The organism is Saprospira grandis (genome assembly GCF_027594745.1).
GTDB lineage: Bacteria > Bacteroidota > Bacteroidia > Chitinophagales > Saprospiraceae > Saprospira > Saprospira grandis.
On record NZ_CP110854.1, the window covers coordinates 38,562 to 54,301 of the forward strand.

12 protein-coding genes are annotated in these 15,740 nt (G+C 46.3%); 5 read left to right on the forward strand and 7 right to left on the reverse strand.

Features of this window, described 5'->3' with window-relative positions; all coding sequences use genetic code 11:
• Positions 1-815: 815 nt before the first annotated feature.
• The 3 genes from OP864_RS00170 to OP864_RS00180 form a co-directional block, all read right to left on the reverse strand.
• Positions 816-1,244, reverse strand: a complete 429-nt coding sequence (locus tag OP864_RS00170) for a hypothetical protein (protein WP_270099315.1) — start codon at positions 1,242-1,244, stop codon at positions 816-818.
• Between the two features lie 90 nt (positions 1,245-1,334).
• Positions 1,335-1,817, reverse strand: a complete 483-nt coding sequence (locus OP864_RS00175) for a hypothetical protein (RefSeq protein ID WP_270099316.1) — start codon at positions 1,815-1,817, stop codon at positions 1,335-1,337.
• Between the two features lie 82 nt (positions 1,818-1,899).
• Positions 1,900-2,799: a glycosyltransferase family 2 protein gene (locus OP864_RS00180; protein ID WP_270099317.1), complete on the reverse strand. Its 900-nt coding sequence runs from the start codon at positions 2,797-2,799 to the stop codon at positions 1,900-1,902.
• Positions 2,800-3,065: 266 nt separating this feature from the next.
• Here OP864_RS00180 and OP864_RS00185 point away from each other — a divergent pair, with 266 nt between their 5' ends.
• Both OP864_RS00185 and glpK read left to right on the forward strand, forming a co-directional pair.
• Positions 3,066-4,556: a serine hydrolase domain-containing protein gene (locus OP864_RS00185; RefSeq protein ID WP_270099318.1), complete on the forward strand. Its 1,491-nt coding sequence runs from the start codon at positions 3,066-3,068 to the stop codon at positions 4,554-4,556.
• 80 nt (positions 4,557-4,636) lie between these two features.
• Complete coding sequence (gene glpK / locus OP864_RS00190) at positions 4,637-6,121, forward strand: glycerol kinase GlpK (protein WP_270099319.1); 1,485 nt, start codon at positions 4,637-4,639, stop codon at positions 6,119-6,121.
• Positions 6,122-6,292: 171 nt separating this feature from the next.
• Here glpK and OP864_RS00195 read toward each other — a convergent pair whose 3' ends face one another.
• Positions 6,293-7,702: a hypothetical protein gene (locus OP864_RS00195; RefSeq protein ID WP_270099320.1), complete on the reverse strand. Its 1,410-nt coding sequence runs from the start codon at positions 7,700-7,702 to the stop codon at positions 6,293-6,295.
• 236 nt (positions 7,703-7,938) lie between these two features.
• On the opposite strand from OP864_RS00195, the gene OP864_RS00200 reads away from it, so the two are divergent.
• A complete protein-coding gene (locus OP864_RS00200) occupies positions 7,939-8,991 on the forward strand; it encodes a tetratricopeptide repeat protein (protein ID WP_270099321.1) in 1,053 nt (350 codons plus the stop codon).
• Here the strand turns inward: OP864_RS00200 and OP864_RS00205 are convergent.
• Positions 8,988-9,185, reverse strand: coding sequence for a hypothetical protein (locus tag OP864_RS00205; protein WP_014373057.1), 198 nt, complete (start codon positions 9,183-9,185; stop codon positions 8,988-8,990). The genes OP864_RS00200 and OP864_RS00205 overlap by 4 nt on opposite strands.
• 42 nt (positions 9,186-9,227) lie before the next feature.
• Between OP864_RS00205 and OP864_RS00210 the strand changes: the two genes are divergently transcribed.
• Positions 9,228-10,214 (forward strand): PorP/SprF family type IX secretion system membrane protein, encoded by a 987-nt coding sequence (locus OP864_RS00210; protein ID WP_270099322.1) that lies wholly within the window; start codon positions 9,228-9,230, stop codon positions 10,212-10,214.
• A gap of 133 nt (positions 10,215-10,347) precedes the next feature.
• Here the strand turns inward: OP864_RS00210 and OP864_RS00215 are convergent, their stop codons facing one another.
• Both OP864_RS00215 and OP864_RS00220 read right to left on the reverse strand, forming a co-directional pair.
• A complete protein-coding gene (locus OP864_RS00215) occupies positions 10,348-11,403 on the reverse strand; it encodes an OmpA family protein (protein ID WP_270099323.1) in 1,056 nt (351 codons plus the stop codon).
• Positions 11,404-11,876: 473 nt separating this feature from the next.
• Positions 11,877-12,683: an outer membrane beta-barrel protein gene (locus OP864_RS00220; RefSeq protein WP_270099324.1), complete on the reverse strand. Its 807-nt coding sequence runs from the start codon at positions 12,681-12,683 to the stop codon at positions 11,877-11,879.
• 182 nt (positions 12,684-12,865) lie between these two features.
• Between OP864_RS00220 and OP864_RS00225 the strand changes: the two genes are divergently transcribed.
• Positions 12,866-15,352, forward strand: a complete 2,487-nt coding sequence (locus OP864_RS00225) for a DUF5686 and carboxypeptidase regulatory-like domain-containing protein (RefSeq protein WP_270099325.1) — start codon at positions 12,866-12,868, stop codon at positions 15,350-15,352.
• The last annotated feature ends 388 nt before the right edge of the window (positions 15,353-15,740 follow it).

Below are 15,740 nucleotides of genomic sequence, written 5' to 3' on the forward strand. Positions count from 1 at the left end.
TGCCGCCTGCGGCGGCCGGGCTGTTTCGCAGCTCGCAGGTCTGCTCGGCCCTGCGGCGCTTTCAGCGCCTTGGTCTGGCCTAACGGCCACTACTGTCCATCCCTAGGCCGATTTGGCCTTCGGCCACCCCTAGGGCCAAGGCCCTAGGCTATAGAAAAAATCGTCATCCCCTCATTCGAGGGGATTTTTCTTTGCGGTTGTGGTTTGGGAGTTGTTATTTTGAACCAGTGGGTTAAAACCCACAGCAACAAAAGAAGCCATACCAAACGCAATAAAATGAGCCGAAGGTTAAAACCATCGGCCCATAATGAGTTGTGATAAACAGCTTTATCATTTATAGCAAACAAGGGCTTTAGCCCGCTCTTTGTTCAGTCTACAAGCATGGGCTTTAGCCCATGGGGCCAAAACGACCCAGCCGCTAAAAGACGCTTTATTTCTTCTTTTTTCAAAAGATCCGAGAAAAAGTTGAGGGACTAATAAGTGGCTATGCTTACCGCCCTGGGCTGAAGCCCAGGGTTGTTAACTGAGCGAACTGACGGACTAAAGTCCTTGTTCGCTTTTTCTACTTATAGCTTTCCATTAAGCTTCAGCCCATGGACCCAAAACTGCCCAGCCGCCAAAGAAAACGGCCCAAAGAAAAAAGACAGTTGAGCGGCCTAGCGATGTGCAGGGGTGGCCAAAGGCCAGACCAAGCGGGCGCAGCCCGCGCAGGGCCGAGCAGACCTGCGAGCCCTGAAGCGTAGCGCCCGCCAAAGGCGGGAGGCCCCAACTGCAAATCAATATAGATGGGGCTACTAGTACAAATGAACGTCTATTTACCTAAATATATAAAAAGCATGACGCGATAATTTTGTCTTGCAACTTGGACAAGGTTTTTCACTTTTTGGAATTTCATAATTCTTTGCTCCTATATAAGCATCCAGGACAGAAGGATTTCCTATCAAACCCTCCCAACCGCAATGAGAGCATGAGATATTTTCAAGATAAATTCGCTGAAGTTTTCCATTGACCTCAACTAGATTATATGGCATCCATCTATTTCCCAATTTAGCAAACGCAAAATCTAAGTTTAGAATGCTGCCGTATTCTATTATTTTACTCACAAAAATTCGCCGCAATAGAGGATTAAACTCGTCTAAATAAAATTCTGAGTTCTCTACCACTTGTGCTAAAAAAGTTTTTTTTATAATAAAAAGTTCCTGATTATCAACTTCTTTTATCTCTAAATATTCTAAAGGAATCATATATTAGGTTTTATGGATTTATTATTTTAGCTTTTATTCCATTCTGTATCACAAAAAAGAGGCGAAAGTCCCTAGTTGCTTTCCGCAAAATCACTTCCCCTCTTCAACAAAGACGAACCTTGTGCTTGAATCAATAGAATAGGCATAAGAAATATGCTCATTTTCAATGATAATTTGCCCCCTTTTTGCAAAGGCTAGGTTGTCCTTAAAATATTCTTCAGGCTCATCACGAAATAGGTATAAAGCAATTCCCCGAACCCTATACAATTGAGCCTCTTCTATTATAGCGTTTTTTAAATTCGTAGGATTATACATTTTCATCCTATCCGTATCACACAACCTAGCTGCTCCCAGTAGGATAACATTAGCGTTCTCTAGATCCCCATTTTGAGTCTTCGGTATTGGTAGATAATAGTCAATGTAAAAATCCTCTTGTTTATAACTTTCAAAATCCCTTTTAATAGGTCCATGACAAACAATATGAATACGATCTACAGTCCCCTTGTATCTATCCTTAGTATTCGAACAGCTCAGTAAGAGCAAGATCAAGCTAATTTTTAATAATTTTCTCATTAAGTACTTTTAACATTTCATCTGCTTCCAAGAAAAAGTTGTGGGACTAGCTATTCAGTAAAATAAAACTCCCAAAAAGCAATCAGGTCCTTTTATTTTTGGCTGTTTGTCTATACAAAGCCAAATAAGAGAGCCGATAAAAATCAAATAGTTTTAGGGAGGGCTGAGGCGCAAACAACTGCTTTTCCCAACTTTTGTGCATAATTCGGTGTAGATGAGCCAATAAAGGGGCAAAAAACTGGACCTTCTTCCAAACCCGCCAAAGCTTTATATCGTCTAACATAGGAAAAGCGGCTGTAGTAGACAAAAAATGCAGGTTTTCTACGGCCTGCTTAGACTTGGCCAAAAAGGCCGTATTTTCATCTAGGCCCAAATGAATGACGGCATTATCTATTTGTCGAATCTCTTTTTTTTCTTGGGCCAATTGCCAGCCCCAAAGGCTGTCTTCATGCCCATACTGCTTGAGCTGCTCCTCAAAAGGTTGGGCCAAAGCCCAAGCCCGAGGCAAAGCAAAATTATTGCTCATAAAAGAGGCATAAGGCTGCGCTTGACGCCCTGCCAAAGGACGTACTTCTCGACTTCGGCCATAGTTCCAATGCAAACTAAATTTGGCGGCGGGACAAGCTGGGGCGTATTCTCTCCCCCCAACCAGCACCCAAGGCCCCAAATGATCGAGGTATTGGGCCAAAAATCTAGGCGAACTGGGCCAACTGTCGGCATCCAAATACAATAAATAAGGCTGGCTAGCCAGTTGGGCCAAACGGTTGCGAATGGCCGCCCGCCCAATATTTTTTTCTAGGAAAACCTTCTGCAAAAAAGGATGCCCCGACAACTCCCTCAACTGCTGCCGATAAGGCTCCGCAGAGCCATCGTCCATACAAATTAACTCTAAGGCCATATTCTCGGCCTGCATCTGCCGCAAAAGCTCCTGCAATAATGGACCTACCTCATAATTGTAATTGGGGATCAGTATTGAAAGCATAAAATAGACTAAACAATTTTTTAGTAAAAAGTTTTTATTCACTGAACGTTCAAGCTTGATTTTTGTGGTCCAGAGGAGCGAAGCGACTGGCTGAGGGATGGATAGCAGTGGCCGAAGGCCAGACCGAGCTTTTGAGCAAAGCGAAAAAGCGATGGGCCGAGCAGACCTGCGAGCTGCGACACAGCCCGACCCGAGCCAAAGGCGAGGGGCAGCCCCAAATTACTTTATTCTTCATCAAAAAAAACATGGCCAAAAGGCCCCTATTTATGCAAAAAACCACTACCCTTTTCTTCAGTTTTAGCTTTATTTTTATCCTCCTATCGGCCTGTACCTTTAGCCGAATTGGGCTGCACATGATGCCCGCCGTTTCCGACTACAAGCTGTTTCCCAAAGATACTATTTTTGCGGCGGCTTCTCCTTCTGCCTCCTTTGTAGAGGCGCAAAACCCCAATATTTTGCCCCCTTTGGCCCATTGGGTGCCCAAGGATTACCGCAAAGGGGAGGAAAATTGGGCGCAGTTTATGAAAAAAAGCCATAGTACGGCCTTTTTGGTCCTTCGCAATGATAGTTTGCTCTTTGAGGATTATGCCAATGGACATAAAAAATATGAGCCGCAGGTCGTTTTTTCTATCTCTAAAGCCATTACGGCTTTGTTAGTCGGCATTGCCATTGGCGAGGGAAAAATCTCAGCCGAACAGCCCGTTTCTGACTTTATTCCCGAATTTTCGGATCCCGAACGCCGAGGCATTAAGATTTTTCATTTGCTCAATATGGTTTCGGGTATTGATTTTAAGGATGAACGAGATTTTGGCAAACTGTCGGTCCTCTATTATAATAATGACCAAGATAAATATATTCGGAATTTTGATGCCGTAGAGCATCGGCCGGGGACGCATTTTGCCTATAAATCGCTAGCCACCCAGATTTTATCGAGCTGTTTGGAGACCGCCACCGGCCAAAGCGTGGGCGATTATCTATCGGACAAACTTTGGCAGCCGATGGGCATGGAATGCCCCGCCCTACTTACCGTAGATAGCCGAGAAGCCGGTAACCAAAGGGCTTTTGGCGGCTTTGCCCTTTGCTCTAGAGATTTGCTCCGCCTTGGCCAACTACTGCTGCACAAAGGCAATTGGCAGGGCCAACAATTGGTCCCCAAAGATTTTATTGAACAAATTATTAACCGCAAAGAAGATGGCCGCGCCTACTGGGGCTACCGCAACTGCTTTTGGCGAAATGGAGACCTAGAAAAGGGCATTTTTCAGGATCGCGACTTTTTTGCCTCTGGCTATTTGGGCCAATTTATTTATGTCAATCCCGACAGAAATTTAGTCGTCATCCGACAAGGAAAAAAAGAAAATTTCCTCTGGCGATATGTCTTTAACCGCCTAGCCAGAAGCCTAGATGGCGAAAGTACGGACCTGAACGACCACTGCCAGAATTTTTCGGCCCAATTTGAAGGCATTTATGCCGCCAAAGATGGAGAAGAAATTCAACTGATTGAACAAAAAGATAAAAAAGGAAACAGTTTCTGGATCTGGAAGGGGCCCAAAGAGAAAAAACAAAAACTCAAACGATTTGATGGCCTTTGTATTGGTAAAAGAAATTTAAGGACCAAAAAACGCCTAATTTTCAACAAAATAGGCAATAGTATCCAAGGGTTTCACCTAGATAATCAAGATCAGGTGGACCTCAAGTATTACCAAAAGAAATCAAGTATATCTCTTAAGGGCCGAAAAGCCCTGATGGCCGAATTTTAAAAAAAAGCCCCTCGAGCTCGCTCAAGGGGCTTTTTTGCGTATATTTTAGGCCTTTTTTTGGACCAAAATACGCCACTATCATGATTCTCGCCTTAGACCAAGGAACAAGCAGCTCTAGAGCCCTGCTTTTTGATAAAAATGGCCAATTGCTCGGCCTCGAACAACAAGAATTTCAACAATATTATCCCCAAGAAGCTTGGGTAGAACATGATGCCGAAGAAATTTGGCGCTCGCAATTGCAAGTGGCCCAGCGCCTGATCGAAAAAATGCAAATTTCTCCCCAGGCTATTCAAGCCATTGGCATTACCAACCAAAGAGAAACTACCATTTTATGGGATAAAAAAACGGGCCGCCCCGTTCATAGAGCCATCGTTTGGCAAGACCGCCGAACCGCCAGCTATTGCGAAGAACTCAAACAAGCTGGCCATGCCGATTATCTGCGCCAAAAAACGGGCCTGCTAGCCGATGCCTATTTTTCGGCCACCAAAATACGCTGGATCCTAGAACATGTTCCCCAAGCCAAAGCCCTAGCCGAAAAAGAACAGCTCTGTTTTGGCACCGTTGATAGCTGGCTGCTCTGGAAACTGACCAACGGAAAGGTCCATAAAACCGACCCCAGCAACGCTAGCCGAACCCTACTCTATAATTTACATACTGGAGAATGGGACCCCAAATTGTTGGATATTTTTGGCATTCCCGCTCATATTTTAGCCGAAATTTCAGCCTCTTCTGGCCTTTTTGGCCATACAGATCCCGCTCTTTTTGGGGCAGAAATTCCCATTACGGGTATAGCTGGCGACCAACAAGCGGCCCTCTTTGGTCAAGGCTGCTGGCAGGCAGGTAGCGTAAAAAACACCTATGGAACGGGCTGTTTTATGCTGATGAATACAGGAAATCAACCCCAAAGCTCAAATTCTGGCTTGCTCACTACGGTAGCTTGGGAAATTGACGGCCAGCGAACTTATGCCCTAGAAGGGGCCGTTTTTGTGGCCGGTGCCGCCATCCAATGGCTGCGAGATAGCCTGCGCATCCTCGATTCTGCCAAGGATTCTAGCTATTTTGCCCAGCAGGTAGAGGATACGAATGGCGTTTATTTTGTCCCCGCTTTTGCCGGTTTGGGCGCCCCTTATTGGGATATGTACGCTCGGGGCGCCATTTTGGGCCTCAGCCGAAGCAGCACAAAGGCCCATATCGTTCGGGCGGCCCTAGAATCGCTGGCCTATCAGAGCAAAGACCTGCTTTTGGCCATGCAACAAGATGCCCAGCTGCCTTTGGTCCAACTCAAAGTAGATGGCGGCGCCTCGGCCAATGATTTTCTCATGCAGTTTCAGTCCGATATTCTAGATGCCGAACTGCTACGCCCCAGCCTGCAAGAAACTACCGCCGCAGGCGCCGCCTATTTGGCCGGTTTGGGCGCTAAGGTCTGGACCAAAAGCGATATTCAGGGCTTTTTGGCCAAACAAGCTCAGTCTTTTCAGCCCAATATGCCCGCTGCCGATCGAGAAAAACGCTATGCCCGCTGGCTAAAAGCCGTCTCTAGAACTCGAAATTGGGCAGAGGAATAGTGTTTTATTTATTTTTTGGGGCTTGCCCGCCCATTGGGCGGGCCGGGCTGTTTCGCAGCTCGCTGTTCGCTCGGCCCTTCAGCGCTTTCAGCGCTTCGGTCTGGCCTGACGGCCACTGCTGTCCATCCCTAAGCCTGCGGCGGCTTCGCCGCCTGCAAAACGCAGTTGGACCTAATCGTAGCTCAGGCGGACCAAACGAAACTTATTGTTCCGCTCACTAATGGCTAAGGTCGTTTTTGCAGAAACCTGTTTCGCCCGCTGAAAATCAGGCAAAATCCCCGAACGCTTTTCTCCAAATAGCCGCTGCCGCTCGGCCTGCCCACTTGCATCTACCGTATATTCATATACTCGGCCCAAATAGCGAATTTCATCATTGTAAATAAACCGCAGATGACGAGCCGTTTTCATCAGAAAAAAAGAAGAATAGCGGCCCTCATCATTTTCTGATTTTTGCTGCTTAAACAAAACCTCCTGCCAATGTAATTGGCCAGAGGGATGCACAGAAGTTAGCAAAATATTCTCATAGAGGTAATCCGTTTGCTGCGCTGGGAGATGGTCCTGATAATAGGTTCTATGGTTGTTATAATTATACTTTCGGTAGCGCTCGGCCACCAATAAAATGCCGCCATCTCGGCGGGGAATGAGCTCTCGCAAACGAAGGTATTCTACTCGCCGCAGGTTTTTTCGCTTTTGGCCCGTTAGGCTACGGATTAAGGTATCGGGAAAAGGATGGAATTTTAGCAAAGCCTCTTCTTGCATATCATAACGCAGGTAAAATAAGCCTTCTACCTCATTGCCCGATTGATAATAAAGTCCCCCAATCAATAACTGTTGGTTGAGCTCATCATAATCTACTAGGTATTCATCTGTTTTGGCTTGGGCAAAATCAATTTTATGTTTTTTGCGCTCGCCTTGGGCAGAAATACTGAAGAGCAAAAAATGGTGGTCCTCTCGCCGCAGGCGATTATGAAACTCGAATAATAAGAGGGCCTGTCCCGAATTACAAATGACAATATGCTCCAAACGCTTAAAGTTCTTTATCTCAAAATCTTTAAGGCTATACTCCCAACGCAGCTGCCGATCGGCCAAATTATAGCAGCCCCATTCTATTTCTCGGTTATTCACCTTATGAAAGACCAATAATTCGGATTTATCTTGAGAGAGCTCCCAGCGCAAATCCCGATAAGGCACAAAATACTTAAAGAGCAAAAGGGCCTCATCAGCTAATTCTTGGCCCTCTGCTCCTATCTCCTTCATACGGATTTCCGTATTGCCATCAAAGTGCATAGCATAGATGAGCTGAAAGCGGTCCTTTTGCTGCAAACTCTCCATAAAGAGCAAACCTGCACGTGGATAGCTAATTGTGGCCTCCCATTCCTCTTCTAGGTTCATCCGGAAGCTATGAATGCCATGCTCCTTGCCTGGCCCTTCTCGATACACATAATAAAGGCTATCAATTTGGCCCAAAACAAAGCAATCTTTGTCTCGGCCCATACTATAAGCGGGCGAGCTAGTTAGCTGTTGTGCCCAAAGGGCCGAGCAACTCATAAGAAAACTGAAAATAAAAGGGATAAGCTTCATAAAAGGAGTTTTTAAGGAAGTTCATTGTCCGTACAATTTAAAAGTGCTAATTTTGGCCCAAATTATTACAGTTGGGCGCTAGCGCAATTGGCCTAGCGATGTGCAGCAGTGGCCGAAGGCCAGACCCAGGCGGCAAAGCCGCCGCAGGGCCGAGCGAACAGCGAGCTGCGAAACGTAGCGCCCGCCGAAGGCGGGAGGCCCCAAAAAAGAACAAAAAAAATCTAAAAAAAGATATTATGCGCATCTATTCCTTTCTTCTATTCTTTGGACTTAGCTGGCTATTTGGCGCCTGTAGTGCTGAAAATGTAAACGAATCGCCACAACAAAGCTACGATATTCCGGCCATTGACCAACTGAGCCAGATGATAGCCAAAAGCCCCAAAGATGCTAGTCTGTATGCCGATCGTTCTCGTGCATTTTGGGAGGCCGAATTGTATAAAGAAGCCGAATTGGATGCTGAAAAAGCCTTGGCTCTAGACTCTTCTAAGGTAGAATATTATGCCGTTTTGGCCGATGCCTATTTTGATAATCAGCATTCGCTCTCGGCGATTAAGGTCTTGGAAAAAGCCATAGATCGCTTTCCGCAAGCGGTTCCCCTTTATTTAAAATTGGCCGAAATGCAGAATATTGTCAAGCAGTATCAGGAGGGAATGCTTGTTTTAGATAAGCTAGAAAAAATACAGCCCAGCCAGCCCGATGCCCTTTATTTGAGAGGCAGCATGCTTAGAGATATGGGCGATACCCTCAAGGCCCTAGAAAGTTTTCAGGCTACGGTAGAACAGGATGCCGATTATTTGGATGCCTATATGCAGTTGGCCATTTTGGGCGATAAAATAGATGCGCCTTATACGGTCAGCTATATTGATAATGTGTTGCGGATTGATTCTACCTATGAGGATGCGCTTTTGCTCAAAGCCCAATATTATCATTTCCGCTCTAAGTATGAAGAGGCAGAGGCGGCTTATGAGCAAGGGATTTTGCGGCAGCCCATGAGCCCCAACCTCAACTATAACTTGGCCCTAATGTATTTGGAGCAAGGAGATCAGGCGGCCAAACAAACAGAAAAAGCGCAAGACTTTTTTAATAAAGCCCTGCGCCATTTTGACAATGCCACAAAGTTTGACCCTCAATTTGCAAATGCCTACTATTATAAAGGCCTTGCGGCAGAACGTTTGGGCAAAAAAGAAATGGCCCTCCAAGAGTATGAGAATGCTCTAAGAATGGAAGTCTTTTTGAGAGTGATAGAACCCAGCACCGTAGAAGCGGCCATAGCTCGCCTACGTATTTAATCTTCTGACTGTTCGTCTTCTTCCTCTCCCTCTCTTTCTCTGAGTTTCTTGTCATCAACATTTTCGTTGAGAAAGTCATTCAGGCGATCAATAGAAAAAGAGCTCTTAATTTCGCCAAACTCATTGATGTGGATTTCGAAACCCTCAAGATCTTTATGCATCTTGGGGGTTTTCCCTTTTTTATTCTTGCTCATAATTAGTTATTTTGATGAGTCTAAACTAAAGCTTTAAATTTTATGCTGCAAATCTCCCCTTATCTATTTTTTCTGTTGCTCTTTGCGTCGCCTTTATTTGGGCAGCAACTTCCGCTTAGCCAGGAGTATCAGCAGCAGGCCTTTTTTCTCAACCCTGCCAGTCTGGGCCAAGAAGGCGTTCAGCAAATACAGTTGGGCTACAAACAACAATGGCTAAATATGCCCGAATCGCCCAGAACGGCCAGTTTGGCCTATCAACATTGGGCGGAAGATAAAAATATGGCTTGGGGATTGGCCTTGCAACAAGACAGAACGGGCCCTAGTTCCTATACGGCCCTACAATTTTCTTATGCCTACCAATTGCAGCTCGGCAAGGTCCAAAAAGGCGAGTTTGGGCATCGCTTAAATTTGGGCCTTAGCTTATCGGCTTTGCACTATCAGCTTCGGGGGCAAGATTTATCGGCCCTAGACCCCAATGATCCGCTGATTATTCAGAACAATGAAAGCCAATTATTGCCCGAAGCCGCCTTGGGGGCCCTTTATCAAACAGAGCAATTTCAGCTGGGCTTTTCGGTCCCTCAGATTTTGGGCCTAAAGCTCCGCTTTTCTGATGGGCAAGCCCTATCTGACCTCAGAAGAGTGGCCCATATTTATTTGCATGCCGCAACCAAAATTGATTTTTATTCGAGCAGTTTTAGAAAGGCTGGAGATGCCCCCAAACACCGAATTATTCCCCAGATTTGGTTTAGATATGCCCTCAATTCTCCCTTTGGGGTCATGCTAAATGCCCAATATATCTATGACCAACGCTTTTTGCTGGGCCTAGGCTATGGCAGCGAGGGCAGCCTGATGGTTTCCCTGGGCACAACGGTTAAACAACGCTATCGGATTAGCTATATTTTTAGCCAAACCGCCAGCAATTTGGGACCACAACTGGGCAGTAATCATGAGCTGCTCTTGGCCTACACCCTTTTTGCCAATGGAAAAGGCTGGCAACAGCCAGCCATCAGCTCCATTTGGGCCAAATAACCAGTTGGACCAAAAAATGTTTAGTAAAACTCCTCTTTATTTGAATAAAATTCTATTTTTGTTTTGTCCACCTACTTATAGGTTGGTGAATCAACAAGTGTTTGAGGGGTTGTCTGCAAAGACAGCCCCTTTTTTATTGGGCCAAGGCCTTGATCTCAATTCTCCAGTTTTTGGCCCTTTTTTTATCGCTATCATTGGCATTGATATTTTGGCTGCTGCCTCGGCCTTTTAGTTGCAGCTGCTTGGCCGATACGCCCTTGGCCACCAAATAATCCACTACGCTTTTGGCTCTAGCCTCCGAAAAAAGGCGATTGCTGCCCTCATCTCCGCTGTTGTCGGTATGACCAGAGATTTCAAATTTTTGCGCTGGAAAACGCCCTAGGTTTTCAGCTAATTCATCCAAAATGGGCAAGCTTTCCGCTTTGAGGCGCTCTGTGGCCTTTTCAAAAACGATATTTTTGAGCCAAAGCCGTTCTTCGGCCTTAAATTCTTGGCCCTTTTGGTAGCTGGCCAAATCTACCTGCCCCTTAAAGAGGGTTACCGAAGCCCAATCTATATAAATATAGGCGCAATCTCCTTTGGCCCAATTTCGCATACTGAGCTCATTATTGTCCATAAAGTTTCCTAAAGTGAGGTAGCGCTCGCCCCCTTCTGCCTTATAAATTGCCGAAATTTCCTGCCATTGATACTGCTCCTGAATCAGCCCATTATCGGCTCGCAGCTTTAGAGAAGGCCCTGGCAAACTCGCATATCCTTCTTGTTTTTGGGGCGCTAGGCTATCAAAACGCAGCCCCAGTTCATCTATAGGGGTATAACAAAAACGGATAGGCCGCCGAACTCTCATTTTGACCAAATAGTCTGTATTGGCCAGAAGAGGACTTTCCAATTCTCCGGTCAGATATTCGCCTTCTTTGGCCAAGCCCAAGCCTGCATAGACCTTGCCCTCTGCGGGGGCAGGCATTTTTAGGGCCTGCAAATAGGTTTTTCGCTCAGGCAATAAGGGACAGCCCGGATTAAAAAAATTGACCTGCCCAGCTGTAAGCTGCCAAGCCGAGGGCATCGACACCAATTCGGTGCTGTCATCACAATGACAACCCTCTTCAAAAGAAGGGTTTTTAAGTAGGTTTTCTTGGGCAAAAAGTCCCTGGCCCAAGGCCAATAGAAAAGCAGAAAAAAGAAATTGACGCATAAGTTTTATTTTTTGTTTTTGGGGCTTGCCCGCCCTGCGGGCGGGCCGGGCTGTTCAGGGGCTCGCAAGCCTGCTCGGCCCTGCAGTTTTTTTCGCTTCGCTTCAAAAAACTTGGGTCTGCGGCTGCGCCGCCCCCCTTTCCATCCCTAAGCCGGCGGCTGCGCCGCCTCTAGGTCCATAAAGTCCTTTTCACTCTAAGAATACATAATGATGCCAAAAAGTTAGTAGTCTCTTGCCAAGATTTTTGCATTTTGCGTTTCTACAGGCGGCGAAGCCGCCGCAGGCCCAGCGCTGCGGAGCGGTGGCCGCAGGCCAGACCAAAGCCGCCTTTGGCGGCTGAAGGGCCGAGCGAATAGCGAGCCGCGCAGCATAGCGGCGGCCAGCTTGCTGGCCGCGGGCCCCAAAAAAAAAGGACCAAAACACAAAAGTGCTTGGTCCTAAAAGATGAACTCTTTATTTATTGTGACAGCAGTTTATTCTCCGCCACCAATAGTATAGGTCAGACCAACAGTAAGTCCACCCATTACGTTATAAGCCGTGCCGCGAGAAGCAGAACCTGCATCATCGGGGAAGGCAGAAGGGTTGGTTGAAGGGAAAGGAAGTAGTTGATTAGCTACACTATAACCTGCACTATATGCATCTTCGCCTTCGGGGTTGGTCAATGAGCCAGAAAGGTGGAAAAGCACCAAAATTTTCATATTTTCATCTACGTTGATAGCTCCACCCATTTCTAGGGTAGCCCCGATAACCACATCATTGTAGATTTTATAGTTTCCGCCAGTCAGTTTCTCCACCTCCATCAAATCAATATCTTCACGATCTACACGAAGAGCTGCACCACTATTTTCCTCATAGTTATAAACGGCCTTGCTCAGAAAATCTAGGTGAGGGCCAAAACGGAAATAAGAAGTGAAAGAGCCTTCAGTGCTTCCATTAAATTTTAGCAAAACGGGGACACGGACATAAGTCAATTTACGAGAGTATACATCCATCTCGTCCTTGTTGCTTGAAGAGGCTTTATTGATGTAATTTTGGCCTTGTTGAGAAAGGTTTAGCCCAACTTGAAGGCCCATACCTTCTGTGAAATTGATGCCTAGATGAGCGCCAGCATTGTAGCCAAAAGTGGCTTGTAGATCCATTTCATCGCCTTGGGCAAAATCTTCATCATTGATGATCCAGCTAGTGGCAGGCGTGAAAGTGACGCCAAATTCTAGGCCTTTTTGGGCAAAACCAAACTGTGCAGCCATTAGAAAAAGAGCTAGTAAACTTAGGTTACGCATTGTTTTTCTTGGTGTTAAGGTGATTAAATATGTTGTGTGCGGCAAAATTACAAATATTTTGGATAGAACTGCTATCAAAAATAATTTCTGTCGCCGCTTTTTAGACGCTGCAGGGGGGCATAAGTTGGAAAAGCTTTATATTTTGAGGGCTAAATATTGCTCCAACTCCCTAAATCACAATTATGAACAAGATTTTCTTTTTACTTCTTTTTCTGGGCTTCAGCTCTAGCCAAGTTTTGGCCCAACTTTCGGGTTTAGTGACCGATGAAAAAGGAGACCCCCTGCCCTTTGTCTCGGTTTATCTCCAAAAAGAATCGGTGGGGACCACCTCCAATATAGAGGGCCGATATTTACTTCGGCTAGCGCCCGGAGAGTACCAATTGGTCTTTCAGTATGTGGGCTACAAAAAAAAGGTCATCAACTTAAACTGGAGCGAAAACGAGCAACTAGAGCTCAATGTAGAGCTCGCCCCCCTAGATCTTCAGGCCCCAGAGGTGGTGGTCGATGGCTCGGAAGATCCTGCCTATGGCATTATTCGGCAGGCTATGAAAAAGCGGAAGTTTTACCTCAATCAGGTCCAAAACTTTAGCTGCGAGGCCTATGTTAAAGGCGCTCAGGAAATTAGTGAATTGCCCGAAAGCATTATGGGCCAATCTACAGCAGAGTTTAGAAAGCAACTGGACTCCTCGGGTAGTGGTATGGTTTATCTTTCGGAATCGGTATCCAAAATTTATGTCCAAGGTAATAAAGTGAAAGAAGAAATGATTTCTTCTAAGGTCAGTGGCGATGATAATGGCTTTAGCTTTAATTCTGGGGCCGCCATGATGGATATGAATTTCTACCAGAATTATACGGAGCTGATTGATGCCCGCCTGCTCTCGCCTATTGGCCAAGGCGCCCTTAATGCCTATAAATACAAGTTGCTCAATACCTTTTTTGATGAGGGCAAAATGATCTATCAGGTCCAGGTTATTCCCAAAAACCCCTTGGGCCAACTCTTCTTTGGCGATATTTATATTGTAGATGGCGAATGGTGCATCCATAGTACCGACCTCAAAACGACGGGCAAGGCCGCCAATATTTCTATCCTCGATACCGTGGCATTTAAGCAGCTGCATGTAGAGGTGCAAGATAGCGTTTGGCGACTTTTTTCTCAGGAAATTGAACTGGGCATCAATGTCTTTGGCATCGAGATTTCAGGCGGAATTATTGGCGTTTTTCAGCAGTATGATTTGGCCCCCGAATTTCCCAAAAAGCTCTTCAATAGTGAAATCTTTTCGGTAGAGGCAGAGGCCAACAAAAAAACGGAGGTCTACTGGGATAGTATTCGCCCCCTTCCGCTTTCCGAAAAAGAGGTCGTCGAGTACCATATTAAGGATAGCCTGCAGGAGGTCCTCAACGACCCCGCCTATATTGATTCTATGGACCGCATCGCCAACCGCCCAAGCTGGAGCCTGCTGCTATCGGGCTATAGCTACCGCAAACGCAACAAGGGCTATAGTTGGTCAATTTCTTCTCCTCTATATAGTATAATGTATAATACGTTGCAGGGCTTTTATGGAGATGTTAATCTGGGCTATAACAAGCGCTTCAATAAGGAAAACACCCGCTACCTCAATGCCAAGATGAAACTGCAATATGGCCTTGCCGATAAGCGCCTGCGCCCCTCGGGCAGCCTCTTTTTCCGCTTCAATAAAATCAATGATGCCAATCTAACGCTCAGCGGCGGAAATTTGGTCCAGCAGTTTGTCGAGGATCCGCCCATGAGTCCGCTGATCAATAGCTATACTTCTTTGGTCTATCGGCAAAATTATATTAAGGCCTATGATAAAACCTTTGCCCATCTGCGCTATTCTCAACGGCTATTTAATGGCCTTCGCCTGCTCTTTCAGGCCGAATATGCCCAGCGCAAAGCCCTAAGAAATCAGGCCGATTATAGCCTATTGTTTAGGGATAAAAGGGAGTTTTACTCTAACCAGCCCCTCGATTTTAATCAGCCGCCAGCAGAAGATACCTTGGCCTTCCAAGCCAATGACCGCCTGCTGCTCGACCTGCGCTTTCGCCTGCGTTTTGGCCAGAAGTACCTCTCTTACCCCAAGCAACGCATTTATCGCCCCAGCAATATTCCCGAAATTTGGCTGATTTATAAAAAAGCCCTGGCCCTCAACGACGAAATGACGGCCTTTGATTACCTAGGCGCCTATATCCAAAAACTCGATTTGCCGGTGGCCGGTATCGGCAAGTTTAGCTGGCGCACAGAGGCCGGCCACTTCCTCAATCGCAAAAATATGCGCTTTGTCGATTATCAGCATTTTAGAGGCAACCAAACCTTTTTTGCCCAAAATGGCAAGCAGTGGCGCAGCTTTCAGCTCTTGCCTTATTATGAGCACAGCACGATGGATTATTTTGTGCAAACCCATTTTGAGCACCATTTTAATGGCTTTCTCTGGAATAAATTGCCGGGCCTCAAAAAGTTGGGCTTCGAAACTATTCTGGGGGTCCACCACCTCTATACCCCCGAAAAAGGCAACCATCTAGAGTTCAATTTTGGTATCGACCGCATCGGCTGGAAGCTCTTCCGCATTATCCGCATAGATGCCGTAATGGCCATCCGTGAAAATAAAACCCCAGATTGGGGCGGAGTCATTAGCTTTAATTTCTCGCTCTAATTGCTCTTGTATTTCTTATGTTTTGGGGCCCGCGGCCAGCTCGGCAAAGCCGAGCTGGCCGCCGCTATGCTGCGGGGCTCGCAGGTCTGCTCGGCCCTGCAGCCGCCTTTGGCGGCTTGGGTCTGGCCTGCGGCCACCCGCTCCGCAGCGCTGGGCCTGCGGCGGCTTCGCCGCCTGCTAGATCTAGCTAGTTTTTGCCCTGCCGAATATAAAGAAAGTTCTTTTAGAGAAAACTAAATTTGCGTTTATAAACTAAAGTTACTACTTTTGAATAAATACAAACTAAAAGCGCTAAGGGCATTCCCTTGATTTTGGTCCAATTGGGCGTTTTACAGGCGGCGAAGCCGCCGCAAAGGCGCGCAGCGCCGCGGCTGAGGGATGGACAGCA